At 73.7% G+C, this 25,362-nt stretch carries 25 protein-coding genes; 13 read left to right on the top strand and 12 right to left on the bottom strand.

Features of this window, described 5'->3' with window-relative positions:
* Nucleotides 1–15 precede the first annotated feature (15 nt).
* From eccB to RI138_RS03505, 3 genes are read left to right on the top strand one after another with little or no spacing between them, the layout of a single operon-like run.
* The gene (gene eccB / locus RI138_RS03515; protein WP_311118726.1) at nt 16–1,512 is read left to right on the top strand and encodes a type VII secretion protein EccB; all 1,497 of its coding nucleotides are present in this window, start codon (nt 16–18) and stop codon (nt 1,510–1,512) included.
* Entirely contained in the window at nt 1,509–2,663 is a 1,155-nt protein-coding gene (locus RI138_RS03510; RefSeq protein ID WP_311118725.1) for a type VII secretion protein EccE, read from the top strand. The genes eccB and RI138_RS03510 overlap by 4 nt, the downstream gene beginning before the upstream one ends.
* The gene (locus RI138_RS03505; RefSeq protein WP_311118724.1) at nt 2,660–3,382 is read left to right on the top strand and encodes a hypothetical protein; all 723 of its coding nucleotides are present in this window, start codon (nt 2,660–2,662) and stop codon (nt 3,380–3,382) included. Before RI138_RS03510 ends, RI138_RS03505 begins: the two co-directional genes overlap by 4 nt.
* A gap of 125 nt (nt 3,383–3,507) precedes the next feature.
* Here RI138_RS03505 and RI138_RS03500 read toward each other — a convergent pair whose 3' ends face one another.
* The 3 genes from RI138_RS03500 to RI138_RS03490 form a co-directional block, all read right to left on the bottom strand.
* Nucleotides 3,508–5,064, bottom strand: a complete 1,557-nt coding sequence (locus RI138_RS03500) for a PepSY-associated TM helix domain-containing protein (protein ID WP_311118723.1) — start codon at nt 5,062–5,064, stop codon at nt 3,508–3,510.
* Between the two features lie 109 nt (nt 5,065–5,173).
* A complete protein-coding gene (locus tag RI138_RS03495) occupies nt 5,174–5,668 on the bottom strand; it encodes a hypothetical protein (protein ID WP_311122798.1) in 495 nt (164 codons plus the stop codon).
* A 361-nt stretch (nt 5,669–6,029) separates the two neighbouring features.
* Nucleotides 6,030–6,629 (bottom strand): DinB family protein, encoded by a 600-nt coding sequence (locus RI138_RS03490; protein WP_096632986.1) that lies wholly within the window; start codon nt 6,627–6,629, stop codon nt 6,030–6,032.
* Nucleotides 6,630–6,749: 120 nt separating this feature from the next.
* Between RI138_RS03490 and RI138_RS03485 the strand changes: the two genes are divergently transcribed.
* Together RI138_RS03485 and RI138_RS03480 are read left to right on the top strand one after the other, a co-directional pair.
* Nucleotides 6,750–6,902 carry a hypothetical protein gene (locus tag RI138_RS03485; protein ID WP_398862272.1) on the top strand — a complete coding sequence of 51 codons (153 nt, stop codon included), beginning with the start codon at nt 6,750–6,752 and terminating at the stop codon, nt 6,900–6,902.
* Nucleotides 6,903–7,130: 228 nt separating this feature from the next.
* Complete coding sequence (locus tag RI138_RS03480) at nt 7,131–7,286, top strand: SCO1431 family membrane protein (RefSeq protein ID WP_107471004.1); 156 nt, start codon at nt 7,131–7,133, stop codon at nt 7,284–7,286.
* A 184-nt stretch (nt 7,287–7,470) separates the two neighbouring features.
* On the opposite strand, the gene RI138_RS03475 is transcribed toward RI138_RS03480, so the two are convergent.
* The gene (locus RI138_RS03475) at nt 7,471–8,742 is read right to left on the bottom strand and encodes a glycoside hydrolase family 18 protein (RefSeq protein ID WP_311118722.1); all 1,272 of its coding nucleotides are present in this window, start codon (nt 8,740–8,742) and stop codon (nt 7,471–7,473) included.
* 392 nt (nt 8,743–9,134) lie between these two features.
* On the opposite strand from RI138_RS03475, the gene RI138_RS03470 reads away from it, so the two are divergent.
* A complete protein-coding gene (locus RI138_RS03470) occupies nt 9,135–10,307 on the top strand; it encodes an acyl-CoA dehydrogenase family protein (RefSeq protein WP_096632405.1) in 1,173 nt (390 codons plus the stop codon).
* On the opposite strand, the gene RI138_RS03465 is transcribed toward RI138_RS03470, so the two are convergent.
* Nucleotides 10,270–10,722 (bottom strand): hypothetical protein, encoded by a 453-nt coding sequence (locus RI138_RS03465; RefSeq protein WP_311118721.1) that lies wholly within the window; start codon nt 10,720–10,722, stop codon nt 10,270–10,272. The genes RI138_RS03470 and RI138_RS03465 overlap by 38 nt on opposite strands.
* A 200-nt stretch (nt 10,723–10,922) precedes the next feature.
* Nucleotides 10,923–11,336: a hypothetical protein gene (locus RI138_RS03460; protein ID WP_096632406.1), complete on the bottom strand. Its 414-nt coding sequence runs from the start codon at nt 11,334–11,336 to the stop codon at nt 10,923–10,925.
* 202 nt (nt 11,337–11,538) lie between these two features.
* Here RI138_RS03460 and RI138_RS03455 point away from each other — a divergent pair, with 202 nt between their 5' ends.
* The 4 genes from RI138_RS03455 to fxsA all read left to right on the top strand — a co-directional run bounded on the left by RI138_RS03455 (nt 11,539) and on the right by fxsA (nt 15,639).
* Nucleotides 11,539–11,979 (top strand): Lrp/AsnC family transcriptional regulator, encoded by a 441-nt coding sequence (locus RI138_RS03455; protein ID WP_096632408.1) that lies wholly within the window; start codon nt 11,539–11,541, stop codon nt 11,977–11,979.
* A 69-nt stretch (nt 11,980–12,048) separates the two neighbouring features.
* Nucleotides 12,049–13,698, top strand: a complete 1,650-nt coding sequence (locus RI138_RS03450; RefSeq protein ID WP_311118720.1) for an amidohydrolase — start codon at nt 12,049–12,051, stop codon at nt 13,696–13,698.
* 483 nt (nt 13,699–14,181) lie between these two features.
* Complete coding sequence (locus RI138_RS03445) at nt 14,182–14,949, top strand: polyprenol monophosphomannose synthase (RefSeq protein WP_311118719.1); 768 nt, start codon at nt 14,182–14,184, stop codon at nt 14,947–14,949.
* A gap of 81 nt (nt 14,950–15,030) precedes the next feature.
* Complete coding sequence (fxsA, locus tag RI138_RS03440) at nt 15,031–15,639, top strand: FxsA family membrane protein (protein ID WP_311118718.1); 609 nt, start codon at nt 15,031–15,033, stop codon at nt 15,637–15,639.
* Nucleotides 15,640–15,794: 155 nt separating this feature from the next.
* Here fxsA and RI138_RS03435 read toward each other — a convergent pair whose 3' ends face one another.
* The 4 genes from RI138_RS03435 to yczE form a co-directional block, all read right to left on the bottom strand.
* Nucleotides 15,795–16,169 (bottom strand): RNA polymerase-binding protein RbpA, encoded by a 375-nt coding sequence (locus RI138_RS03435; RefSeq protein WP_003959706.1) that lies wholly within the window; start codon nt 16,167–16,169, stop codon nt 15,795–15,797.
* 265 nt (nt 16,170–16,434) lie between these two features.
* On the bottom strand, nt 16,435–17,808 hold the full coding sequence (locus RI138_RS03430; RefSeq protein ID WP_311118717.1) for an MFS transporter: 1,374 nt from the start codon (nt 17,806–17,808) through the stop codon (nt 16,435–16,437).
* A gap of 46 nt (nt 17,809–17,854) precedes the next feature.
* Complete coding sequence (locus RI138_RS03425) at nt 17,855–18,619, bottom strand: glycerophosphodiester phosphodiesterase family protein (protein WP_311118716.1); 765 nt, start codon at nt 18,617–18,619, stop codon at nt 17,855–17,857.
* On the bottom strand, nt 18,616–19,281 hold the full coding sequence (yczE, locus tag RI138_RS03420; RefSeq protein ID WP_311118715.1) for a membrane protein YczE: 666 nt from the start codon (nt 19,279–19,281) through the stop codon (nt 18,616–18,618). The genes RI138_RS03425 and yczE overlap by 4 nt, the downstream gene beginning before the upstream one ends.
* Before the next feature lie 102 nt (nt 19,282–19,383).
* On the opposite strand from yczE, the gene RI138_RS03415 reads away from it, so the two are divergent.
* Nucleotides 19,384–20,883, top strand: a complete 1,500-nt coding sequence (locus RI138_RS03415; protein ID WP_096632418.1) for an SCO1417 family MocR-like transcription factor — start codon at nt 19,384–19,386, stop codon at nt 20,881–20,883.
* A gap of 148 nt (nt 20,884–21,031) precedes the next feature.
* Here the strand turns inward: RI138_RS03415 and RI138_RS03410 are convergent, their stop codons facing one another.
* Both RI138_RS03410 and RI138_RS03405 read right to left on the bottom strand, forming a co-directional pair.
* Entirely contained in the window at nt 21,032–22,669 is a 1,638-nt protein-coding gene (locus RI138_RS03410; RefSeq protein WP_311118714.1) for a hypothetical protein, read from the bottom strand.
* Nucleotides 22,670–22,706: 37 nt separating this feature from the next.
* Complete coding sequence (locus RI138_RS03405) at nt 22,707–22,901, bottom strand: hypothetical protein (RefSeq protein WP_006123109.1); 195 nt, start codon at nt 22,899–22,901, stop codon at nt 22,707–22,709.
* A gap of 326 nt (nt 22,902–23,227) precedes the next feature.
* Here RI138_RS03405 and RI138_RS03400 point away from each other — a divergent pair, with 326 nt between their 5' ends.
* Both RI138_RS03400 and RI138_RS03395 read left to right on the top strand, forming a co-directional pair.
* Nucleotides 23,228–23,620, top strand: coding sequence for an ankyrin repeat domain-containing protein (locus RI138_RS03400; protein WP_096632421.1), 393 nt, complete (start codon nt 23,228–23,230; stop codon nt 23,618–23,620).
* A gap of 289 nt (nt 23,621–23,909) precedes the next feature.
* Nucleotides 23,910–25,328, top strand: coding sequence for a HEAT repeat domain-containing protein (locus RI138_RS03395; protein ID WP_311118713.1), 1,419 nt, complete (start codon nt 23,910–23,912; stop codon nt 25,326–25,328).
* Nucleotides 25,329–25,362 lie beyond the last annotated feature (34 nt).

The following is a 25,362-nucleotide window of genomic DNA, read 5'->3' as shown; positions in this document are numbered from 1 at the left end:
TCCGTAAGGACCGCCATGGCCACGACACGTGAATTCGCCGAAGCCCACGCCTACGAGAACAAACGTCAGGCGACCGGCCTCTTCCGGGGGGCCGACGAGGCGCTGCGCGACCCCCGGCGGCGGCTCAACCGTTCGCTGGCCGGGGGAGTCGCCGTGGGCATCCTCATCATGGCCGGATTCGGTATCGCCGGGTGGCTCGGCGGCGGCCGGGGCCCGTCGCTGCCGCAGAACGGGGCCGTGGTCGTCAGCGGCAGCGGCGACCGGTACGTCGTCAGCGAAGGGACCGTGCACCCCGCCCTGAACCTCACGTCGGCTCTGCTCGTGGGCGGCGGCAAGGTCACCGAGGTCCGGCGGGCGGCCCTGGACAAGGCACCCCGGGGGCTGCCCGTCGGCATCCCCGCCGCGCCCGACGCGCTGCCGGAGCGGGGGGACCTCGCCAAGGACCCCTGGACGGTGTGCACGGTTCCCGCCACCGACACCGAGGGCGAGGCGCGGACCCACGTGTACGTCTCCGTCGCGCAGGCGGCCCCGGCCCGCGACCTGTCCGCCGCCCGCTCCGCCACCGTGCTCGTGGAGGCGCCCGGCGGCGGGCTGTGGCTGCTCGCCGAGGGCCGCCGCTACCGGCTCTCCGAAGGCGTCGCGGCCACGCTGGGCCTCCAGCGCACGGCGCGGGTGCCCCTGCCCGACGCCCTCCTGGCCACCGTCCCCGAGGCCCCGGCGATCATCCTGCCGAAGACCGCGAACGGCGGTGCGACGACGGCCCGGCTCCCGGTGGACGCGGCGGTCGGGGATGTCGTCCACAGCGACCTCGACGGCGTCAACCCGCAGTTCTACACCGTGCGTACGGACGGCCTGGTCGCCGTCTCCGAACTCGTCTACGCACTGCTGCGCGCCACCGACGTGACCGAGCACACGCTCACCCCGGTGCAGGCGGTGAAGGCCCCCCGCTCCACGGCCGCCGCGCCCGGCGACCCGGCCTGGCCCGAACGGCTGCCCAAGGCCGACCGGCTGGACCGGGGCCGCCCGCTGTGCGTGAGCACGCCCGCCGGCTCCGCCCCCGGCAACGCCGCCTGGGAGGCCGTCGTCCATCTGCCCGCCACGCTCCCCGAGCCGAAGGGCCTCGCCGCCGTTTCCCCCGCCGACGGCACCGGGCTCGGTGCGGTGAGCGGCGTCTACGTCCGGCCGGGCCGGGGCGCGGTCGTCCGGTCCACCGCGTCGGCCGGCGCGGGCGGTACGTACACCCTGGTCACCGACGCGGGAACCGCCTATCCCTTCGCCACGGCGGAGGCGGTCGAACGGCTGCGGTTCACCCCGGACGAGGCGCCCGCCCTGCCCGCCCCGTTCGTCGACCTGCTGCCGCGCGGGCCGGTGCTCGATCCGCGCGCGGCGGCCGTCGAGCACCGGGGCGAGGGCGGCGCGTCGAAGGCCCCGGCGGAGGAAGCCGCCGACCAAGACGCGAAGAAGGGCCGCAACGAGGAGCAGGGCAAGGGCGAACAGGGGGACGACGCATGAGGAAGCCGATCACCGGAGCGTTCGGACGGGCGCGCGCCGTCACACTCCAGGCGGCCGTGGCCGCCCTCCTCACCGGCGTCGCGTTCGGCGGCCCCACCGGCTGGACGCTCGCCGGGGCGGGGACGGCGGCAGGCGTCCTCGCCCTGCTGCGCCGCCGTGGCCAGTGGCTGGACGCACGGCTGCTGGACCGGCTGTGGCGCGGAGCGCTCGCCGGGGACGGGCGCCGGACGCCGGACGCCGCACTCGGCCTGGCCGCGACGCTGCTGCCGCCGCTGGAGGTGGCCGAGGTCGGCGACCGCAACGGCCGGGCCGTTGGCGTCCTCGCCGACGGCAGGGGCCATGCCGCCGTCCTCGGCCTGCCCACCGGCGTCCTGCCGTCGGCCGCCGTCGGCTTCCTGGAGGACTGGATGACGCGGGACGCCGCCCGCCCGGCGGCCGTCCAGCTGCTGGTGGAGCAGTTCGGCCTGCCGAGCTGGGACTTCCACCAGCGCTTCGAGCCGACCATGGCCTACCGCCAGCTTCCGGCCCTTGCAAGGCCCGTGGCGGTGCGGTCGTACCTCGTCGTGCGCTACGAGCCCTGGGACGCCCCCGAGGTGGCCGAGGCCCGGGGCGGCGGCGCGGCCGGCGCCCGAACGGCACTGGCCGCCGCGACGGCACGGCTGGCCGCCCGGCTGGAGAGGCTCGGCGTCCCCGCCCGGCCGCTGGACGCCGAGCAGGTACGGGAGTTGCTGCGGGAGGCCGGTGACGCGGATGGCGAGGGGCGGGCCCTGCCGGACAGCTGGGCGGGCGCGCACCGCACCCACTGCGCGCTCGCCGCCCGGCTGGAGGGCCCCGAGGACTGGAACCGGCTGCTCGCCGCGCTGACGGGCACCGGAATGGACCGCACCGTGGCCGCCGTGACGGTCGCCCGGACAGCCCGGGGCACCGAGACCCGGGCCGCCGTACGGCTGGTGAGCGGCGCGGCCCAGCGCGCCGCCGAGGGCCGCGACCGGCTCGTCTCCGGCGGCGCGGCGCTTCCGCTCACCGGAGCACAACCCGCGGGGCTGGTGGCGACACTGCCGCTGGCCCGCCCCGCCCGGCCGCTGGAGGCCGCCACCGGCTTCGCCCCGGAGGTCGACCGCCGCCGCCCCCTGACGACGGGAGCCCGATGAACCTCCGACGGACGACCCGGGCACGCCCGGCCACCCCCGTCCGCCCGGACCTGACGGCCCTTCCGGTCAGCCCCGGTCCGGGCGGGTCGGCCGGGTCCGCGGGCCGGAGCGCGGACTTCGCGCTGTTCCCGGTGCCCACCGGTATCCACCTCGGCACCGGCCGGACGGGCGCGCCGGTCACGCTCGCACCGTACGGGCCGGCCGGCACCCGGATCGGTGTGCTCGGCGAGTCGCTGTTCGGCCGGCTGCTGGCCTGCCGACTCGTCGCCACCGGGGCCGCGGTGACGGCGCTGACCCGGGGCCCGTCGCTGTGGACGCCGCTCGGGGCGGCCTGCGGGACGCGGCTGACGGTCACCGACGACGCGGGCGCCTGGCCCCCGCGCCCCGGCGCGGCTCCCGGCTCCGGCACGGGGCCCCAGGCCCTGGTGACGGATCTGCCCAAGCCGCCGGGGAGAGCGGTGGGCCAAGGGGCCTGGACGACCGTCGTGCACGTCGTCAGGAGGGCGCCCGCCCGCTCCGCTCACTGGCAACAGCCGGACGCGGTACTGGTGTTGGGCGCCTCCTACGCCGACGCCGTCACCCCGGTCCTCGGGCCGGAGGCCGGACGGCTGGCGGCGTCCCTGGCCCACGGCGAGATCGCACTGTTCCGGCCGGGCGGGGCGGATGTGCTGCGGCCGGACATCGCCCCGGCTGAGACGTCGCTACTGCGCCCCGGTTAGACGTCCGGAGCTACACCCCGCCTGGACGTCCAGGCGTCCCTCCTGGGACTGTCCAGGGGGCGCCCGGACATCCCCCCCAGGGGCCGTCCGGCGGCCCCGCCGGCCGGACGGCCCCCGCCAGGGCCTCAGGCGCTACGCCGCCGGCGCAGCGCCCCCGCCACCACGTCGACCACGAGGAACCCGGCCAGGGTCACTCCCAGGACCGGGAGCGCCCAGCCCAGGGCGGCCACGGCCGGGATGCCCAGGATCAGGACCGGCAGCGGAAGCCGCCGCCACGCCCCGCGCTCCGGGGCCTTCCCGGCGAGCGCCGGACGGTCGGCCCGGGTGGGACGCCGCTGCCACCACATGCGGTAGCCCCAGACGATCACCGCGGTCAGGCCGATCGCGACGGCGGCCAGCACGATCTGGTTGACCACGCCGAACAGCACGCCCATGTGCCCCTGGACTCCGAGCTTGCTGAGCTTGTTCAGGACCGGGTGGTCTGCCCAGCGGGTGCGCGAGGTGATCTCGCCGCTGCTCGTGTCCACGGCGACCCGGTCGTAGTGCACCGGCCAGACGTTGTCGTTCTGCGCCACGACCCACGCGCTCGCCGCGTCCGCCGGAGGAGTGATCACCACGGTGCCGCCGAGGCCCGCGTCCCGGGCCGCCGCGAGGGCCGCCTCGAAGTCGGCCGGGTAGGCGTCGGCCTTCGCTTGGCCGGAACCGCCGTGCTCGGCGTGCTCCGAGTGGTCCTCGGCGGGGGCCTCGGCACCCGGGAGCGCGGTGTCGAGGGCCGGGGCGTTGCCGTTCGCCGCGTCCAGGAGTCGTCCGAACCGCTCACCGGCGTAGTTCGACCAGGTGAGGCCGGTGGCGCTGAGGAACAGCAGCCCGAGCGCCAGCCACACCCCGGCGGCCGCGTGCCGGCTGCGGGTCCGGCGCACCCCCCGGGCCGCACGGTCCGGAAGCAGCACGCCCCGGGCCGACCTCGCGCGCCGCCCGCGGCTGCGCCCGAGCCACAGCACCAGGCCGCCCGCGACGGCCACCCACAGCCAGCTCGCGGCGACTTCGGAGTACAGGCGCCCCGTGTCGCCGAGGTGGAGATTGCGGTGGAGGTCGTCGAGCCACGTGGTCAGCGGCGTCGACCCGGACCAGGTCGTCAGCTCGCCCCGGACCTCGGCGGTGTACGGGTCCACGAACACCGTGCGCTGCTTGTCGTCCAGCTCCGGGACGGAGAGCACCACCCGGGTGGTGTCCTCGGGGTCCGGCGGGGTGATCACCGACGCCGTGGTGCCCTCGGGGTACGCGGCCCGCGCGGCGGCTATCTGCTCCGCCAGCGGGAGCGGCTCGTCCCCGACCTTCTCGACCCGCAGCTGATCGCCGTAGACGAGCTGGTCGAGCTGGGGCGTGAAGGTGTAGGCCAGCCCGGTCAGCGCGGCCACCAGCAGGAAAGGTGCGACGAGCACACCGGCGTAGAAGTGCAGGCGCACCAGGAGGTGGCGTACGGCTTCCCAGGAGCGGGCGGACCGGGGCTGCCCGGACTCGGTTTTCGCGGGGCGGTCCGGCCCGCCGGGTGCCGGTGCGTCGGGCGAAGGCCCCGCCGCGGGCGGTCCGTCCGTCGTCGGTTCGTCCGTCGCCCGCCCGTCCGGGGCGGCGTCGGTGGGATCATGGTCGTTCTGCGGTAGTTCGTCGGTTCTGCGAGACATGGATGCTCCTCGAAGGGCGGGCGATGGCGGACGCGCGACCGGACAGCCCCGCAGGCATGCCTCATGGACGCCGGTCGTATCCGGCGTCCGCGGCTGAGTGGGGCGGCTGTCAGGCCAGGGCCGCCGACGGCGGGCCGCGCCGGTGCCGGGAGCGGGCGAGGAGCGCCCCGAACCGGATCCGCGTGACCACCGGCGGCACCCGGCGCAGCCGGGGGAGGCAGGGGAGCGGTGGAGCGGGCCGGAGGGCGAGGAGAGGGGCGAGCAGAGCCGCGAGGCGTCGCAGCACCCGCTCCCCGTGGATCACGCAGAGGGCGGTTCCGAGCGTGGCCGCCGCGTGCGCCAGGGTCATCCCGGTGTCCATGACATGCCCGGAGCCCCCGTCCATGGCATGCCCGGAGTCCGCGTGCATGGCGTGGCCGCCGGACGCCCCGGCCAAGTGGTGTCCGTGGGTGACCGGCTGCGGTGCGGCGAGGAAGTGGAACGCGTTGTGCAGGCCGAACTGCGTTCCGCCCAGCACCAGTGTCACGACGTCGAAGCGGCGCCGCCGCCCCCCGAAGAGCAGGGCCCCCTGCACGGTCAGGGCGAGGAACAGGAGAGTGAGCACTCCCGTGCCGGGAAGCTGCCCGCCCGCCGCGACATGGCTGACGGCGCCGAGCAGCAGGCAGGCCGAAGCGCAGAGCAGGCCCCTGGCCGCTCGCGTCGGCCAGCCGCCCCGTGCACGCATGGACACAAGGTAGCCAGCGCAGTCGAGGAGCCCGACCCCGGGTCCCGCGCTACGGTCTCCTTCCCATGGGCGGTAGTCGGCCGCATGGCCAAAGCACTCCCGCGCGAATTCAGGCGCTGGGTATGCATGTCCGGCCACTCCGGCCGCGAGCCCGATCCACCCCGCTCCTCCTCCCGCCCGCTTCAGTCCCCACCCGGAGCCGGAGGATCACCCGTCCCCGCCCCCGCCCCGGGCCGGTGGCTCAGCCCCCGTACTTCTCCCCGGCGTCCCGGGCCGCACGCTCCAGCCGGTCCCGGTGCCCCGTCCAGTACGCCGTGCCGCCCGGCGGCATGCTGTCGTTGCCCTGGTTCATCCCCACGGCGCCGTCCATGAGCTCCCGGAGGATGTCCGCGTGCCCGGCGTGCCGGTGCGTATCGGCGATCACGCGCACCGCGGCATGGTGCAACGTCACGTCGTCCCGGCCCTTCGGCCACCACGGCACCGTGCCGACCGTGTCCAGCGGCAGCGCGTCGATCGTCGCGTCCGCGTGCGCCCACGCCCGGCGGTAGAGGCCCACGATCTCCTCGCGCGGCTCGTCGGCGGTCGCCCACATGTCCGCGTTCGCCTCCGCGCCCTCCGCCACCCAGGGCAGCGCCTCGCCGGACGGCCGTCCGAAGGTGTCGCCGAGGTAGCCCAGCTCCACGCTCGCCACGTGCTTGACGAGCCCCAGCAGATTGGTGCCGGTCGGTGTGAGGGGGCGGCGGATGTCGTATTCCGGGAGCCCGTCGAGCTTCCACAGGAGGGCGTCACGGGCGTTCTGCAGATAGAAGCGGAGAATGTCCTTGGGGTCTGATTCATTCATGGGACCCAGTCTGGCGATCATCGGAGCGGTGCTCACCGGCATTTCGCCGTCTGCGCCCCCCCCCGAGAGCGGGCAGGTCGCGGCGTCCTTCCGCACGGCACGCGCGGCGGCGAGGCGGCGGTGCCGGCCGCGGCAGGATTCCGGGGCCCCGGCCGCCTCGACGCCTTCGAGGCGGACCTCCGGCGGCTCCTCGCGGACCCCTCCCCAGCGGGCCGGTTCTCCGAGCACGGCCCGAGCACCGAGGCCTTCGTCTGGGGCGCGGACGCCCCTTGAGCCCCGGGAGCGGTGTGGCGTCGCCCACAGCGAACCCCGCTCCCGAGCCCTCCCCGCGACCGTCCCGGAGATCGATATTCCGCTTCGTACCGGGGGAGCGGGAAGATCCCCCGCCGTCGGCGGCCGCCCTGCCGTGACCGGGATCTCGTTCCGGTCAGCCCGGCCCCCTGGCAGTCTGAACCGGATTACGGGGACCCCCAGTCGAAGCCGGACGAACAGCGAGACGCCATGACCGCGACCACCGCAGCAGCAGCCACCGTTCACCACGCCCGTCGCGCCCGCACCGGTGGCCCCGACGACGGCTCGAAGCTGCTGGAGCACCTCGCGGGCTGGGCGTTCGTGGTCGTCTTCGCGATGCTCGTCACCCAGCTCGGCCTGCTGTAGCGCCTGGAGCGGGGGTGCGCACGGGAAGCCTGGCAGCACGTACGCAAACGGGCGGGGCAGGTACGGAGACAGTGAGGCGCGTACGGAAACGGTGAGGCGCGTACGGGAGAGGGCGGGGCGCGTACGGAAACGGGCGGGGCGCCCGCCCGGCACCCCGCCCGCTCCGCTCCGCAGCCCGTGACGGCTAGTCGATGGCCTTGATCAGCTCGCCGTTCGCCGTGTCACCGCTCAGCTCCCAGAAGAAGGTGCCTCCCAGGCCCTGCTCGTCCTTGTAGTTCATCTTGGTGCCGATGGTCTCCGGGGTGTCGTAGCTCCACCAGTTGCTGCCGCAGTGGGCGTAGGCCGTACCGGCGACCGTGCCCGTGGCGGGGCAGGTGCTCTTGAGGACCTTGTAGTCCTCGATGCCCGCCTCGTACGTGCCCGGCGCCGCCCCCGTCGCGCTGCCGCCCGGCTCGGACCGCGTGACGCCGGACCAGCCCCGGCCGTAGAAGCCGATGCCCAGCAGCAGCTTCTCGGACGGGATGCCGAGGGCCTTCAGCTTGGAGATCGCGGCGTCGGAGTTGAAGCCCTCCGTCGGGATGCCCGGGTAGGAGGTGAGCGGGGAGTGCGGGGCCGTCGGCCCCTGGGCCGCGAACGCGCCGAAGAAGTCGTACGTCATCGGCAGGTACCAGTCGAGGTGCCTGGCCGCCCCCGCGTAGTCCACCGCGTCGATCTTGCCGCCGTCGGAGCCGTCCGCGGTGATGGCCGAGGTGATCAGGTTGTTGTCCCCGAAGGCCTTGCGGAGCTCGCCCAGCAGTTCGCCGTACGCGTCGCGGCCGCTGGTGTCGCAGGTGAGGCCGCAGGCGTTGGGGTACTCCCAGTCGATGTCGATGCCGTCGAAGACATCGGCCCACCGCGGGTCCTCCACCAGGTCGTAGCAGGATTCCGCGAACGCGGCCGGGTTCCGCGCGGCCTCACCGAACCCGCCCGACCAGCTCCAGCCGCCGAACGACCAGAGGACCTTCAGGCCGGGGTGGCGCTCCTTGAGCTTGCGCAACTGGTTGAAGTTGCCGCGCAGTTCCTGGTCCCAGGTGTCGGCGACCCCGTCGACCGACTCCTCGGCCGTGTAGGCCTTCTCGTAGTCGGCGTAGGAGTCGCCGATCACGCACTTGCCGCCGGTGACATTGCCGAAGGCGTAGTTGATGTGGGTGAGCCTGTCGGCCGAACCCGACGTCTCGATGTCCTTGACGTGGTAATCGCGGTCGTAGACACCCCAGTTGGTGAAGTATCCGATCACCTTGTCGCCCGCCGCCGTGGGGGCGGCCTCGGCGGCGGGGGCCGCGGCCGGCTGTGCGGCGGGGGCGGCGCCGGCCGGGGACATGCCCGCGGTGCCGAGCAGGGTGGCGCCGAGGGCCGCCGTGCAGGCGGCCGCGGCGAGAGCCCGGAGCCGGGCGCGGGAACGGTTCGGTCCGATCATTGTGGCTCCTCGTGGGGGAGGGCTGGTGCGTGGGGGTGCGGGTCGAACTCCGGGCGACGGTGCCCGTTGGCATGAACGCGGCAATGCGTTCGGTGGAACCGTAGAAGGACTAGACCAGTCGGGTCAATGGTCCGGGCCGACCCGGCGATCACCGAACGGCCGCTCCAGCCCTCCGACCAGCTGTTGACCGGCCGTTACCCCGTGACGGAAAGCACCCGATCGGGCATACTCAACCCGCCACAGCCGCTGTCCCGCGCCCCCCGTGACCCGGGAGGGCAGGATCGGCTGAGCAGTCTGCTTTTCCCGGGTCCGTCCGGGAGATCACCCGGCGGCGCCTCTCCCACCCCGAGTGCGCGACCGCCGCAACGCCCGACAGGGAGGAGAGCGCCGTCATGTCCGACCGTGCCCCGCAGCCGGTGGAACGCCGTCTGCCCACCGAGGAGTCCCGGCAGCTCGTCGCGCTCGTCCGCGACATCGTTTCGAAGGAGATCGCTCCCCGGGCGGCCGAGGAAGAGGAAGCGGGCGTCTTCCCGCGCGAGGTCTTCACCCTCCTCTCCGAGGCCGGACTCCTCGGACTTCCGTACGACTCCGCCCTCGGCGGCGGCGACCAGCCCTACGAGGTCTACCTCCAGGTCCTGGAGGAGCTGGCCGCCGCCCGGCTCACGGTGGGCCTCGGCGTCAGCGTCCACTCCCTCTCCTGCCACGCGCTCGCCGGATACGGCACCGACGAGCAGCGCGCCGCGCACCTCCCGGCCATGCTCTCCGGCGGCCTGCTCGGGGCGTACTGCCTCTCCGAGCCCGCCTCCGGCTCCGACGCCGCATCCCTGCGCACCAGGGCGGTACGGGACGGGAACGACTGGGTCATCACCGGGACCAAGGCCTGGATCACGCACGGCGGCGTCGCCGACTTCTGTACCGTGCTGGCCCGGACCGGCGTCGACGGCCCCCGTGGCATCACGGCCTTCCTCGTCCCCGGCGACGCGGAAGGCCTGAACGCGGCCCTCCCCGAGAAGAAGATGGGCATGAAGGGCTCGCCCACCGCCCAGCTCAACTTCGACGGCGTACGGGTCGGCGACGACCGCCGCATCGGCGAGGAGGGCCAGGGCTTCGCCATCGCCCTGTCCGCACTCGACTCCGGCCGCCTCGGCATCGCGGCCTGCGCGATCGGGGTTGCCCAGGCCGCCCTGGACGAGGCTGTCCGGTACGCCACCGACCGGCGGCAGTTCGGCCGCCCCATCGCGGACTTCCAGGGGCTGCGGTTCATGCTCGCCGACATGGCCACCCAGATCGAGGCGGGCCGGGCGCTCTACCTGGAGGCGGCACGGCTGCGCGACGCGGGGCAGCCCTTCTCGCGGCAGGCGGCCATGGCGAAGCTGTTCTGCACGGACGCGGCCATGCGGGTCACCACCGACGCCGTCCAGGTCCTCGGCGGATACGGCTACACGCTCGACTTCCCGGTCGAGCGGCTGATGCGCGAGGCGAAGGTGCTCCAGATCGTGGAGGGCACCAATCAGATCCAGCGCATGGTCATCGCGCGCCACCTCGCGGGTCCTGAGACCCGCTGAACCGCAGCGGCCGGTCGGACCGGACGGGCGGCGCCGCGGCCTGGTTCCACTCCGGGTCGCGGCGGCCCGGCAGGGTCCGGCCGGTGCTCTCCCAGTGCCGCAGCAGTGCGCTGTAGATCGGTGGATCGGCGGGCGAGCTCATGCCCGAGGTCCCGGTCGAACGGGGCAGCGGCCGGTCGGGGGCGCCGGCGTAGGTGCGGTCGCCGGTCACCGGCCGCGCCACAGGCTGAGGTGCGGGTGCGGGTGCGGGTGCGGGCGGGGGTGCGGAGTGCGGAGTGGGGTGCGGCACCGGCTGCCGGTCGGTCGCGGCGCCCGGCTGCGGGGCGTGCGCACCCGGCTGCGGAACCGATTCTTCGGCGGCGGGTGCGGCGAGGCGCCGACGACCCGTTCCGGCTGTTGAATGCAGCGTGGTCATACGCGGCCAACGCGCCGGGGCGCGCCGGAGTCACTGCCCGGCCGATTCGAGAGCCCGTTCGCCGGGGGCCCGGGAGACATGCTCCGGCAGGCGTACGAGGTCTGTGACGTGCGAAGACGTACGTGCCGGGCGCGGCGGCCCGCCGTACGGGGCGGGCGCCCGGGCCCGCGACGCGAGGCGGACGGGCCCGGGCGCCCGGATCAGGCGGCCTCGCGCCGCATCCGCGGCACGCGCAGCGGGCGGGAGCCGGGTCCTCCGGCGTGCGAGAAGGGCTGCATCCGCCAGTCCAGTCCCTGGGGGAGCGTCAGCAGCAGCCCCGTCTCCTGCTCCTGGAGCTCCAGCGTCTCGTCCGCGGGGCGGGCCTCCGCCGCACCGCGGCCGGTCCCGGCGCAGACGGTCAGGACGAACGGGTTCCACGGCGTGGGGCAGCGGGCGTGCTCCGGCAGAACATCCTCGTCGGCCAGCAGCGCGATCGGCTGGGCGCAGTCCGGGCAGACCACCCGGACCATCTCGAACATGTCGTACACGTCGGCGGTACCGTCCTCGTCCTGATCGACAGGCTCCGGATCGACAGGCTCCGGTTCGGTACGTCCGGTGAGCTTCAGGCTCTGCATGGGAATTCCCCCCTCGGGTGGGCCGACAAGGCGCACGGCCTCGACCACAGCAAGCACTTCCCGCCGTACGTGGCCGATAACCGCGAGGCGGCCCGCTACCGACCCGTAAACCTGTGGCATTCGTCACATGCTGCCCGCAGGTGCCGATCCGTGACCCCGCGCGACTGTGCCGACAGGCGCCCGGGGCCATAGGTTGATCCGCATGGAGGAGCTGGACCGTCAGATTGTGGAGTTGCTCGTCAAGGACGGGCGGATGAGCTACACCGACCTGGGCAAGGCCACGGGCCTGTCCACCTCGGCGGTTCATCAGCGCGTCCGCCGGCTGGAGCAGCGCGGGGTGATCCGCGGCTATGCCGCGGTCGTCGACCCCGAGGCCGTCGGGCTGCCCCTCACCGCGTTCATCTCGGTGAAGCCGTTCGACCCGAGCGCCCCCGACGACATCGCCGAACGGCTCGCCGGGGTGCCGGAGCTGGAGGCCTGTCACAGCGTCGCCGGGGACGAGAACTACATCCTCAAGGTGCGCGTGGCGACCCCGCTGGAGCTGGAGCACCTGCTCACCCGCATCCGCTCGCTCGCCGGCGTGTCCACCCGGACCACCGTCGTCCTTTCCACCCCTTACGAGGCCCGGCCCCCGAGCATCTGAGAGCCCCCGTTCGCGCGCTCCGAGGGGGCCGCGGACAGGGCGGCGGCCCGCAGGCGCGAGACTGGTCCCATGAGCGAGAGCACCGCCCCCCAGAGCGCCCCCGAACACCGCACCGTGCTGCTGCGCGGCGGCGACGTCCACAGCCCCGCCGACCCCTTCGCCACCGCGATGGTCGTCGAACGCGGACATGTCGCCTGGGTGGGATCCGAAGGGGCCGCCGACGCCTTCGCGAGCGGCGTGGACGAGGTGGTCGACCTCGAAGGGGCCCTGGTCACCCCGGCGTTCACCGACGCCCATGTGCACACCACCGCGACCGGCCTCGCGCTGACGGGGCTCGACCTCTCCGGCGCCCGTACGCTCTCCGAGGCCCTCGGCCTCGTCCGCGCGTTCGCGAACGGCCGCGCCGCCGGAGACGTCCTGCTCGGCCACGGCTGGGACGCCGCGCGCTGGCCGGAGCGGCGTCACCCCTCGCGCGCCGAGCTGGACGAGGCGGCGGGCGGGCGGGCGCTGTACCTGCCGCGGATCGACGTGCACTCCGCCGTCGTCACCACCGCCCTCCTCGACCTGGTCCCCGGCGTCACCGCGATGACCGGCTATCACCCGGACGCGCCGCTCACCGGCGACGCCCACCACGCGGTACGGGCCGCCGCCCACGGCGCGGTCACCCCGCGGCAGCGGGCCGCCGCCCAGCGCGCCGCTCTCGACCACGCGGCCTCCCTCGGTATCGGCACCGTGCACGAGTGCGCCGGGCCCGACATCTCCGACGAGGAGGACTTCACCTCCCTCCTCGCACTCGCCGCCGAGCGGCCGGGACCGCGGGTCCTCGGCCTCTGGGCCGAGGAGATCGCCGACGAGAAGGGCGCCCGGCGCATCCGGGAGCTCGGGGCGATCGGTGCGGCGGGTGACCTCTTCGTCGACGGCTCGCTCGGCTCGCACACCGCCTGCCTGCGCGAGCCGTACGCCGACCACCCGCACACCACCGGCACCGGCCACCTGGACGCGGCCCGGATCGCCGCCCATGTCACCGCCTGCACGGAGGCGGGCCTCCAGGCGGGCTTCCACGCCATCGGTGACGCCGCGCTCTCCGCCGTCGTCGCCGGGGTCGGGGCCGCCGCCGAAACGCTGGGCCTCGCCCGCGTCCGGGCCGCCCGCCACCGGGTCGAGCACGCCGAGATGCTCACCCCCGAAACCGTCGCCGCCTTCGCCGAGCTCGGCCTCACCGCCTCCGTCCAGCCCGCCTTCGACGCCGCCTGGGGCGGACCGGAGGGCATGTACGCCGAGCGCCTGGGTGCGGAGCGGGCCGCCACCCTCAACCCGTATGCCGCGCTGCTGCGCGCGGGAGTGCCACTCGCCTTCGGCTCCGACAGCCCGGTCACCCCGCTGGACCCCTGGGGGACCGTCCGGGCCGCCGCCCACCACCGCACCCCGGAGCACCGCATCTCGGTCCGCGCCGGATTCACCGCCCACACCCGGGGCGGCTGGCGTGCCGTGGGCCGGGACGACGCGGGGCTCCTGGTGCCCGGGGCGCCGGCCGACTACGCCGTCTGGCGCGCCGCCGACCTGCTGGTCCAGGCCCCCGACGACCGGGTCGCCCGGTGGTCCACCGACCCCCGGTCCGGCACGCCGGGCCTGCCGGATCTCACGCCCGGGGCGCAGCTCCCGGTCTGTCTGCGCACGGTGGTCCTCGGACAAACGGTCTACGTGCGACCGAACGAGTGACGTCGGGACATTTCGTACCGCCGATCGATGGCCGCCGGTCCGCTCCGCCGCCGCGGCGCCCTCGGCACTGACCAGGCAGTTTGGTCAGAAGTCGCAGGTCGAACGGCTGTTGACAGAAAGCGCCCAGGGGCCGGTAGGTTCGGCCGGGTCCACCACAGGATGTCCGGCCGGTTGGACTTCACGCAGTCGTCGAACGCCGCTGGGTCATGAGGTGGTGTGCCGCACCGGCGCACCACCGCCGACAGCCAGGTTCAGCGCCCGCGCCTCGGGGGCGAGGGAAGGTTTCAGCCGGACGGAGGGTGGGACCCGGGTGGGGCCCGGACGTTCAGTAGACAACGGCATTCGGTCGACCCGCAGCCAGCGGGTCCCAGGCCGGCCCGAAGGACGCCGGGCCCCGATCCGCCGACCGCCGGTGGGTGCGAGTCCCACGGGGCGATGTGCTGGATATGGTGTCCCTCTGTGTACGGACTCTAAGGGGCAGTAGTGAACGACGGCGGTCAGAGGCAGTTCGGCCCGCTCGGCAAGGTTCTGGTGATCATCCCGACCTACAACGAGGTCGAGAACATCAGGCCGATCGTCGACCGGGTGCGCACCGCCGTCCCGGATGCCGACGTCCTGGTGGCCGACGACAACAGCCCCGACGGCACCGGCAAGGCGGCCGACGAGATCGCCGCGACCGACGACCAGGTGCACGTCCTGCACCGCAAGGGCAAGGAAGGGCTCGGCGCCGCCTACCTCGCGGGCTTCGCCTGGGGCTCCGAGCACGGCTACGGCGTGCTCGTCGAGATGGACGCCGACGGCTCCCACCAGCCCGAGGAGCTGCCCCGGCTGCTCACCGCGCTCAAGGGCGCCGACCTGGTCCTCGGATCGCGCTGGGTGCCCGGCGGCCGGGTGGTGAACTGGCCCAAGAGCCGTGAGGTGATCTCCCGGGGCGGCAGCCTCTACTCCCGTCTCGCCCTGGGCCTCTCGGTCCGCGACGTCACCGGCGGCTACCGGGCCTTCCGCACCGAGACCCTCCAGGGCCTCGGTCTCGACCAGGTCGCCTCCCAGGGCTACTGCTTCCAGGTGGATCTGGCCCGCCGCTCCATCGAGGCTGGCTACCACGTGGTCGAGGTCCCCATCACCTTCGTGGACCGCGAGGTCGGCGACTCCAAGATGAGCAAGGACATCCTCGTCGAGGCGCTGTGGCGGGTCACCGGCTGGGGCATCACCTCCCGTGCGGACAGGATTCTGGGCCGCAAGAACCCCTGACCGGCTCTCGTCGGCGGGCCGGGCACGGTTCATGATCACCCCCTTGTCCCGTTTCCCCGCCGCTACGGGCACACTGGGGACATGACGACCGGCACTCCGCCCCCGACCCGTCCCCGGCGCTCGCGCGCCCGCAGATTCCTGCCGCTGGCCCTCGCCGCCTGGCTGGTGCTGGAGATCTGGCTGCTCACCGTGGTCGCATCGGCCGCGGGCGGCCTCACCGTCCTGCTGATCCTGGTGGCCGGGGCCGTGCTCGGCGCCGCCGTCATCAAGGCCGCAGGCCGGCGGGCCTTCAAGAATCTCACCGAGACCCTCCAGCAGATGCCGGGACAGCCCGGCGCGACCGACGCCCCGCCGATCGCCTCAGCGGGCGGCAAGGGCACCAAGGGCAACGGCCTGCTGATGCTGGGCGGGCTGCTGCTCCTCATCCCCGGCCTGATCTCGGACGCGGCCGGACTGCTTCTGCTCGTGCCGCCGGTGCGCACCATGATCGGGCGGTACGCGGAACGCTCCCTGGAACGCCGGATGCGGGCCGCCCAGCCGGGCAGCCTCTCGGACGCCTTCCAGCAGGCGAGGATGTACCGGCCGGACGGCAAGGTCGTCCCGGGCGAGGTCGTCCGCGAGGACGGCGCCCAGGCCCCTTCCCGCCCCGACGAGGACCCCCAGGACCCCCGCCCGCCGCTCACGCCCTGAGGCGCTCCGGCCGACGGCGCGCACAAGAGCCGCGGGCCGCACAGTCCACGCACAAGAGCCGCGGGCCGTGACACACGATCTGTGTCACGGCCCGCGGCTCTTGGTGCTTCACTGCTGTGTCGCTGTACTGCTCTGTGCTGTGCGGTGTTACGCGGTCAGGCAGACTTCCTGCTGTCCCGCGGGTGCACGGCGATGTTCATGGCTCCGGAGCGCAGAACCGCCAGCCTCTCGGCCAGCACCTCCTCCAGCTCCTCGCGGGTGCGCCGCTCCATGAGCATGTCCCAGTGCGTACGCGCAGGCTTGCCCTTCTTCTCTTCGGGGCCGTCCCCGTCCACCAGGAGTGCCTGGGCGCCGCACGCCTTGCACTCCCACTCCGGCGGAATTTCCGCCTCCACCGAGAACGGCATCTCGAATCGATGTCCGTTCTGGCATGCGTACTCCACCGCCTGGCGCGGGGCCAGATCGATGCCGCGGTCCGTCTCGTAGCTGGTAACCACAAGTCGCGTGCCGCGGAGAGCTCGCTCACTCATGAATCGTGCCTCCCGGGCTTGTCGCCCACAGGACAAAATGTCGCTGTCGTCGTCATCCGGTCAACGTCCGGTCGGCGGTAAAGATTCCCGTTGCCGGTCATGCGTCGCCCGTCGTGCCGCTGCTTTATCTGGGTTGAGTACCCGCCCATGCCCGGTTTGTCACCTCTGGTGGATGTTGTCACCCACCGGTCGAGCTGCTTTCACTCGCAGTAACGGTCCTCCGGGCAGGCCAAAGGCGTACACTACCGGCCTTTGACTTCAACGTCTAAATCCGTTCCGGTACGGGATTGCCCGCGGCCTCCACCGCACGCCTCACCGGGACCCGCGCGAGCAGCACCGCACCGAGGGCGAAGAACACGATCAGCGAGATGATCGCCTCCCGGTAGCTGCCCGTCAGCTGGTACGCCAGACCGAACACCAGGGGGCCCAGCCAGCTCAGTCCCCGGTCGCTCATCTCGTACGCGGAGAAGTACTCGGCCTCCTTGCCGCGCGGCACCAGATGCGAGAACAGCGACCGTGAGAGCGCCTGGCTGCCGCCCAGCACCAGGCCGATGGCCGCCGCGAGAACGAAGAAGAAGACGGGCGCGTCGGCGGGCAGGAGATAGGCACAGACCAGGATCGCCGTCCAGATGGCCAGGGACCCCAGAATCGTCCGCTTGGCGCCGTACGTCCGGGCGAGTCGTCCCATCCCGAGCGCCCCGGCCACCGCCAGGATCTGCACCAGCAGGACGGCGATGATCAGCGTCGTCTGGTCGAGGCCCAGTTCCTCGGAGCCGTACAGGGAGGCCTGCGAGATCACCGTCTGGATGCCGTCGTTGTAGACGAGATAGGCGAGCAGGAAGGACAGCGTCAACGGGTGGCGCCGCATGTCGCGCAGGGTCGCCCTCAGCTGCTTCCAGCCGGAGCCGACCGCCCCCTCGCCGCCCGGCGGGACCCGGCGGTCCCGCAGCCGCCGCAGCGGTACGAGTGTGAACGCGCCCCACCACACACCGGCCGAGGCGAGACAGATCCGCACCGCGTCCGACTCCGCGAGCCCGAAGGACTCGTGGCCGGTGTACAGGATCAGGTTCAGCACGAGGACCAGGGCGCCCGAGGTGTAGCCGAAGGCCCAGCCGCGCGAGGAGACCGCGTCGCGCTCCTCGGGCTCGGCGATCTGCGGCAGGTAGGCGTTGTACAGGACCATCGACACGGAGATCGACGCGTTCGCCACGATCAGCAGGAACGCGCCCAGCAGATAGCGGTGGCCGTCCAGGAAGAACATCCCGGCCGTCGCCGCGGCCCCTGTATAGGCGGCCGCCGCCAGCAACGGCTTCTTGCGCCCCGTACGGTCCGCGGCCGCGCCCACGATCGGCATCAGGAGCACGGCCACCACGATGGAGGCCGAGACGGAGTACGCGAACAGCGAGCCCGCGCGCACGGGTATGCCCAGAGGGTGCACGTAACCGTCGGGATCGGCCGCGGCTTTGGCGATCGACGTCAGGTACGGACCGAGGAAGACGGTCACCACGCTGGTGGAGTAGACGGAACAGGCGAAGTCGTAGAAGTACCAGCCGTGCTGTTCGCGCCTGCGGGCCGTCGCGGACCCGTCGCGCGGCGGCTGCCCGGCCGGATCTGCCCGTCCTGTGGTCCCGGTGCTCAACCCGCGCTCCCTCGATCGTCCCCTGTGGACGCGGACGGACCGGGCGTCAGGACCAGACCCCCCGCTCGCTCAGCACCGTACGCAGCGTCTCGATGTGATCGGTCATGATGCCATCCACGCCGAGGTCCAGGAGCGCCGCCATCCGCTCCGGCTCGTTCACCGTCCACACGTGCACCTGAAGCCCGAGCGCGTGCGCCGTACGCACGAAACGGGCGTCGACCACCGGGATGCCGCTCTGCCGCTCCGGGACCTGGGCGCAGACCGCGCCCGCGCGCAGCGCCGCCGGAAGGCCCAGTGAGCGCAGGCGCAGCCCCAGGACGCCGCGCACCCCGTACGAGGTGGCCAGGCGCGGGCCCGCCAGGCGGTGCGCGCGGGCCACCCGGGCCTCCGAGAACGAGCCGACGCAGACCCGGTCCCAGGCGTCGGTCCGGCGGATCAGGCCGAGGAGCGGCTCCAGCGCGGATTCCGCCTTGAGGTCCACGTTCCAGCGGGCCTGGGGGAACTCCTCCAGCAGCTCCTCGAAGAGCGGGAGCGGTTCGCTGCCCCCGACCCGGGCCCGGCGTACCTCGCTCCAGGGCAGTGCGGAGATCCGCCCCCGCGCGTCGGTGACCCGGTCGAGCGTCGCGTCGTGGAAGGCGACCAGCCGGCCGTCCGCCGTGGTGTGCACATCGGTTTCGAAGTAGCGGTAGCCCGCGGCGGCCGCCCTGCGGAAGGCGGTCGCGGTGTTCTCCACACCGTCCGCCGCCCCGCCGCGATGGGCGAAGGCGATCGGCGCCGGGTGGTCCAGATAGGGGTGGCGGCTCGGGTTCACTGCGGCAGTATGGCCTGCCCGGGTGCCGGGGCGGCAACGGGGCTGGAACCGGCGGGTGCGGGGAGGGCGAACATCCGCAGGAAGAACTGGGCCGACGGGCCGATCGTCAGGGCGTACAGCACCGTGCCCGCTCCCAGCGAGCCGCCCAGCGCGAAGCCGGTCACCACGACGGCCACCTCGATCGCCGTACGGACCAGCCGGATGGAGCGGCCGGTGACCTGGTGCAGCCCGGTCATCAGCCCGTCGCGAGGCCCCGGACCGAACCGGGCGCTGATGTAGAGCCCGGTCGCCGCCCCGTTCAGCACCACCCCCAGGACCATCACGGGGACGCGGAGAGCGAGACCGTCGAGCTCGCCGACCAGGGCGAGCGTCCCGTCCATGGCCAGGCCGACGACGAACACGTTGGATACCGTGCCGAGCCCCGGGCGCTGGCGCAGCGGGATCCACAGCAGCAGGACGACCGCGCCGACGACGATCGAGACCACGCCGATCGATCCGCCGGTCAGCTCCGCGAGTCCCTGATGGAGTACGCCCCACGGCTCCAGGCCGAGCCCGGCCCGCACCAGGAGCGCCGAACTCGTCCCGTACAGCGCCAGCCCGACGTACAGCTGGACCAGCCGCCGGGTGAGCCGGGCCGTGCTCCGGCCGGTGGTCCTGGCCATGTTCTGCCCCCTGATGTGGTGATGGTGGACTGCTTCATGGCACTCTGTGGCAGGGGGCAGGCCACCAACTATGGCCAATTCGAGGAAGGTGGACTGATTTCGATGGCGCAGTGGACTTCGACCGTGGGGGCGGCTCAGCTCGCCCGGCAGCTCCAGTCCCAGCAGCCCCGGCCCACCGGGCCGGGCGGACGGAAACCGCCCGCCTACCGTGCGCTCGCCGACGGCGTACGGCTCCTCGTGCTGGAGGGCCGGGTCCCGGTCGCCGCCCGGCTGCCCGCCGAACGCGAGCTGGCCCTCGCCCTCTCCGTCAGCCGTACCACCGTCGCCGCCGCCTACGAGGCCCTGCGCGCCGAAGGGTTCCTGGAGTCGCGGCGCGGCGCGGGCAGCTGGACCGCCGTCCCGGCCGGCAACCCGCTGCCCGCCCGCGGCCTCGAACCGCTGCCCCCGGAGTCGCTCGGCTCGATGATCGACCTGGGCTGTGCGGCCCTGCCCGCCCCCGAGCCCTGGCTGACCCGCGCGGTCCAGGGGGCGCTGGAGGAGCTTCCGCCGTACGCCCATACGCACGGCGACTATCCGGCCGGGCTGCCCGCGCTGCGGCAGATGATCGCCGACCGCTACACCGCGCTCGGCATCCCGACCATGCCGGAACAGATCATGGTCACCACCGGCGCGATGGGCGCCATCGACGCCATCTGCCACCTCTTCGCGGGCCGGGGCGAACGGATCGCGGTCGAGTCCCCCTCGTACGCCAACATCCTCCAGCTGATGCGCGAGGCCGGCGCCCGCCTCGTCCCCGTCGCGATGGGGGACGGCCTTGCGGGCTGGGACATGAACCGCTGGCGCCAGGTGCTGCGCGACGCGGCCCCCCGGCTCGCCTATGTGGTGGCCGACTTCCACAACCCGACCGGGGCGCTCGCCGACGAGCAGCAGCGCCGGGAGCTGGTGGACGCCGCCCGGTCCGCCGGCACGGTCCTGGTCGTCGACGAGACGATGAACGAACTCCTCCTGGACCCGGACCTGGACATGCCCCGCCGGGTCTGCGCCTTCGACCCGGCGGGCAGCACGGTGCTCACCGTCGGCTCGGCCAGCAAGGCGTTCTGGGCCGGGATGCGGATCGGCTGGGTGCGGGCCGCTCCCGACGTCATCCGCAGCCTGGTCGCGGCCCGCGCCTACGCCGACATGGGCACCCCGGTCCTGGAACAGCTCGCGATCAACTGGCTCATGGGCACGGGCGGCTGGGAGCAGGCCGTCGACGTCCGGCGGAGCCAGGCGCGGGAGAACCGCGACGCGCTGGTCGCCGCGGTCCGCCGGGAGCTGCCGGACTGGGAGTTCACGGTGCCGCGCGGCGGCCTGACCCTGTGGGTGCGCACCGGCGGCCTCTCCGGGTCGCGGCTGGCCGTGGCGGGCGAACGGGTCGGCGTCCGGGTGCCCTCGGGCCCCCGGTTCGGGGTCGACGGTGCCTTCGAGGGTTACGTACGCCTGCCGTTCACGGTGGCCGGGCCGGTGGCCGACGAGGCGGCCGTGCGGCTGGCGGCGGCCGTGGAGCTGGTCCGTTCCGGTGCGGGCGTGGGCGCCGATGCCCCGCGCAGCTTCGTGGCCTGAGGAACGGGCGGCACGACCGAGGGCGGGGAGCGGACCTGGTGATCCGCTCCCCGCCCTGGGGGTGTCTCGCAGGTGAGGCCGGGCTCGCGCGCCCTGGTGCCGGGCCTGATCCGGCCCGGCCGGCAAGCCCCCGTCAGGTGCGTTCGGTTCAGCTCTCGGCGCCCGCCGACCGTGCCTTCGCGAGCGGTTCGGACGGCCTGGCCTCGGCGACGGCCGCCTCCACCGCCACGGGCACCTGCTCCGTCGCCGGACCCTCGTCGGCGGGCGCGGCCTCCATCGGGACGGGCCGGTCGGGCAGCAGGTCGAGGACCGCCTGCCGGTGCGCGTCGCTGGTGGCGTCGTCGTACGGGTCGGGCGTCGCCGGGACCTGGAGCCGCAGGACCGGGCCGGTGCCCAGGCGGGCGTAGCCGCGGCCCGCGGGGACCTCGGGCGGCGGTGTGGTGTTCGGCCCGGCACCCAGGACGGCGGCGATCTGCTCGGGGGAGGCCGGGCCGAGGACCGCCCGGGCGCGGGTGTGCGTCCGTACGGTCTCGGTGAGGCCGTCCAGCGCGTCGAACTGCTCGGCCAGGACGACGACGACCTGGACCGCCCGCCCGTGGCGCAGTGGGATCCGGAGCAGGTCCTGCGGGTCAGGCCTGCCGTCGGCCGCCGCGAGATGGCCGAGGACGCTGGGGCGGTCCAGCAGGATCCACAGCGGTCGCCGGATGTCGTCCGGCGCCGGGTGGCCGGTCTGGCGGGCCAGGTTGGCGGTGATCAGACGCCGTTCCGTCTCGTGCGCCGCCCACTCCAACGTGGCCAGCGCCCCGCTGAGCCCGGACTCCACGGCGAGCACACCGGTGCGCCCGGCCAGCGCGCCGTACTCACCGGTCCCGCTGCCGTCGACGAGCAGGACGTCGCCGTGCTGGAGGGCCTGGAGGGCGATCGAGCGGACCAGGGTCGTGGTGCCGCCGCCGGGCTGCCCGACGGCCAGCAGATGCGGTTCGGTGGAACGGCCGCCGGTCCGCCAGACAACGGGGGAGGCGTCCACCGTCATGTCGCCGTCGCGCACCGGGACCGTACGCGAGACCGCGTCCGGGTCGGTGAACCCGAGGACCGTCTCGCCGGGTGCGGTGACGAAGCGCTGGGCGACGATCGAGGTGGGGAGTGCGTCCAGCACGGTCATGACGAGGCGGTTGGCCTCCTCGTCCCAGCTGAAGCGGTACTCGCGGCCCCGGCCCGACTTGGCGTGGAGCACCTGCTCGATCCGGGTCCGGGCGGCGGCCTCGCCGTCGGTGAAGTACGCGGGGTAGGAGACCTGGAGGCGGGTGATCCGCCCGTCCTCGTCGAAGGCGTAGCCCTCGAAGGCCTTCTCCCAGTCGCCGCCGTGGGCGAACAGCGGACTGGGGTCCTCCGGCACCGAGAAGTACGGCACGAGCGCCTCGTACAGGGCGCGCAGGCGGGCGGTCTCCGCCTCGTCCGGGCCGGTCTTCACGGGGACCCGCTCCCGCCCCTTCCAGGCGGCGGCGCCCATCACCGCGATGAGAGCCAGGATCGGCCCGTACGGGATGAGCGCCACCACGAGCACGCAGGCCGCGGCGAGGAACAGCTTGGGACCACGCCGTTCCTTGGGGGTCGCGGCCCACTTCTGCCGCCCGGACACGGCCAGCAGCCGCAGACCGCGGACGACCGTGATCAGCGGGTGGAGCACGTCGGTGGCGTTGTCGGCGGCCGTGCGCGCGATCTCTCTGCTGCGAGTGATCGAAGCGCTGCCGCTGCTCAGAATGCGGGGGAGTGGTCGCCGGGCCACGTCGGTCTCCTGAAGGGGTGGGAGCGGTTGCGGAGCGTCAGAACTTGATCCCGCCCAGCAGCCCGGCGAGGCTCGCCCCGCCCGCGGTGATGCTCGGGGCGATGGCGGTGCCGGCCAGGTAGAAGCCGAACAGGGCGCAGACGATGGCGTGGGATGCCTTGAGCCCGTCCTTCTTGAAGAACAGGAAGACGATGATGGCGAGCAGTACCACGCCCGAGATGGAAAGGATCATGAGCGGTTCTCTCCTGGTTGAGGGGGACAGTCACCATGAGTCCTTCCAGGATCACGGGAAGTATCTATACGACAAAAGGTGCAATCGAGTGAATATCCTGCGCTTTCACTTGACTGGCCCACAGAAGTCGGTCCCCGCAGAGCGGTATCGCCGGGTCCGTGCCGGGCAGGAGACATCCGCGGTGATCCCTTGCCGCATCCGGGCCGGGTCATGTCGCCCCGGGAGCAGTACCCTGTCGATTCACTCGTACGGCCCTGTCGTACTCCCCACCAGGTCAACGCGGCGGTGAAAGCCGCCGCAGCAGTCAAGGAAGGCGGTCCCGTCCGATGAGCGAAACCCCCGATCCCGAGGTGGTCGAGCTGGCGACCAAGGTCTTCGACCTCGCCCGCACCGGCGAGACCGAGGCGCTCCTCGCGTACGTCGACGCAGGCGTCCCCGCCAACCTCACCAACGACCGGGGCGACACGCTGCTGATGCTCGCCGCCTACCACGGGCACGCCGGGGCGGTCACCGCCCTCGTCGCCCGCGGCGCCGACCCGGACCGGGCCAACGACCGCGGCCAGACCCCGCTGGCCGGAGCGGTCTTCAAGGGCGAGCCCACCGTCATCGACGCCCTGCTCACCGCGGGCGCCGACCCCGCAGCCGGGACCCCGTCCGCGCTGGAGACGGCCCGGATGTTCGGCAAGTCCGAGCTGGTGGAACGCTTCGGTGCCCGCTGAGGCGCCGGCGGCCCCGCCTGCGGGCGTGTCCGCCGAGAGGTCCGCTGACCGGTCCGTCGTAAATGTGGTCGCGGTGGCGAAATGGCTGGGTCATCATGACGTCGCGGGCCCGCTCAGGGCCACCGACGAGAGGCAGAGGAAGATGCTCTACACCAGGCGGAAGACGGCGGTCGGCCGATCATGTTGCTGCGCGGCGTAGCGGTGTCCCCCGGACACCCCCTCGTGCCGGGAGGCACGGGGCCCTGCACAGTCCCGGTTGCGTCGACAGCTTGATGTGAGGCTTTCTTCCATGTTCGATCCGTTCATAGCGCCGAGCGGCACCCTGCTCGGCCTGTTGCAGAGGGGCCGCGGCGACGGCACGCTCCACGCGCTCGCCGCACCGCGCCCCGAGGCCCTCGCGGCTCTCAACCACTGCGTCGTGAGCGACCCCCGTCACGACTGGCAGGTGGAGAACCGCTCCCTCTACTACGCCCGTCTCTACCTCGACCTCGACGGCGGCATCGAGGAGATCGAGCGGCACCTCGCCGATCCCGACGACCACGCCGACACCGACGACTCCCGCACCGGGCTCGCGCTCTCCGTCCTCGGCCACCTCGCCTCCTACGGACGCGACGACGCCCTGGCCCTGCTCCGCCGCTACGCCGCGACCGGAGCCAACTGGGCCTGGGCCCTGGACGAGCTCGCCCTGCGCGACGACGACGCGGGCCTGCGCTCCCTCGCGGCTCCGGTCCTCGGCCGCTTCCCGGCCACCGAGCAGGGCGCCGCCGACCTCGCCGTCGCCGTACGGGACTCCTTCGAGCCGCGGCCCTGGCGGCTGTGGGCCGACGACCCCCGCGACGAGGTCGGCGCCCGGGTCCGGGCCGCCACCGAACAGGGCTCCTTCGACCGATGGCAGCGGCAGATGCGTCCCGGGGGTCCCCGCCCCGGCTGGAGCGTCCAGGCCGTCTTCGACTGGGCCCAGCAGGCCCTGGAACGCGGCAGCGAACTGCACGTCCCCGCAGCCCGCTGTCTCTCCGCCGTCGCCGGACCCGACGACCTGCACCTGATCGTCGAAGCCGCCGACAGCGGCCCCGAAGGCGCCCGCTGCGCCGCCCTGCACTACCTCGCGGAGGCGGGCGACCCCACCGTCCTCGACCTCATCGAGGCCGCCGCGATCAGCCCCGCCCGGACCGTCGCCGACGCGGCCATCGCCGCCTTCGAGCGGATGACCTGCGACGCCGCCGTGGAGCGCGCCCGGCGCTGGGCCCGCAGGCCCGACGCCCTCGGCTCCAGTGCCGCCGGAGTCCTCGCCTGCCGCGGCACCGCCCAGGACGCTCCCCAAGTCCTCGGCGCCCTGCGGGAGGCCGTACGAGGCGACGGCCCCGACGCCCCCAGGCTCTGGACCCTCGTCGACGGCGCCGGACGCCTCGGCATCGCCTGCGCCGCCCCCGTGCTGCGCCACGTCTACCGCGAGACGTCCTCCTCGCACCTGCGGGGCCGGGCCGCCCGCGCCCTGGCCGCCACCGACCCGTCCTTCGCGACCGGGTTCGCTGTGGAGTGCCTCTGGGACTGCGAGGAGACCACCCGCGAGGTGGCCGCCCTCCACGCCGAGACCGGAGACATCCGCGTCGCCGAACGGCTGCGCCGCCTCGCCGCCGACCCGGCCGAGGAGGCCGAGGTCCAGACGGCGGTACGCAGCCGCATCGGGCCGGACGCACCAGCGGTCTGACACCGGGAACGCACCGGCGCCCGCGGGCGTGGGG

It is taken from the genome of Streptomyces durocortorensis, assembly GCF_031760065.1.
In the GTDB taxonomy this organism is placed as follows: Bacteria; Actinomycetota; Actinomycetes; order Streptomycetales; family Streptomycetaceae; genus Streptomyces.
This window is presented reverse-complemented; position numbering and strand designations above follow the sequence as displayed.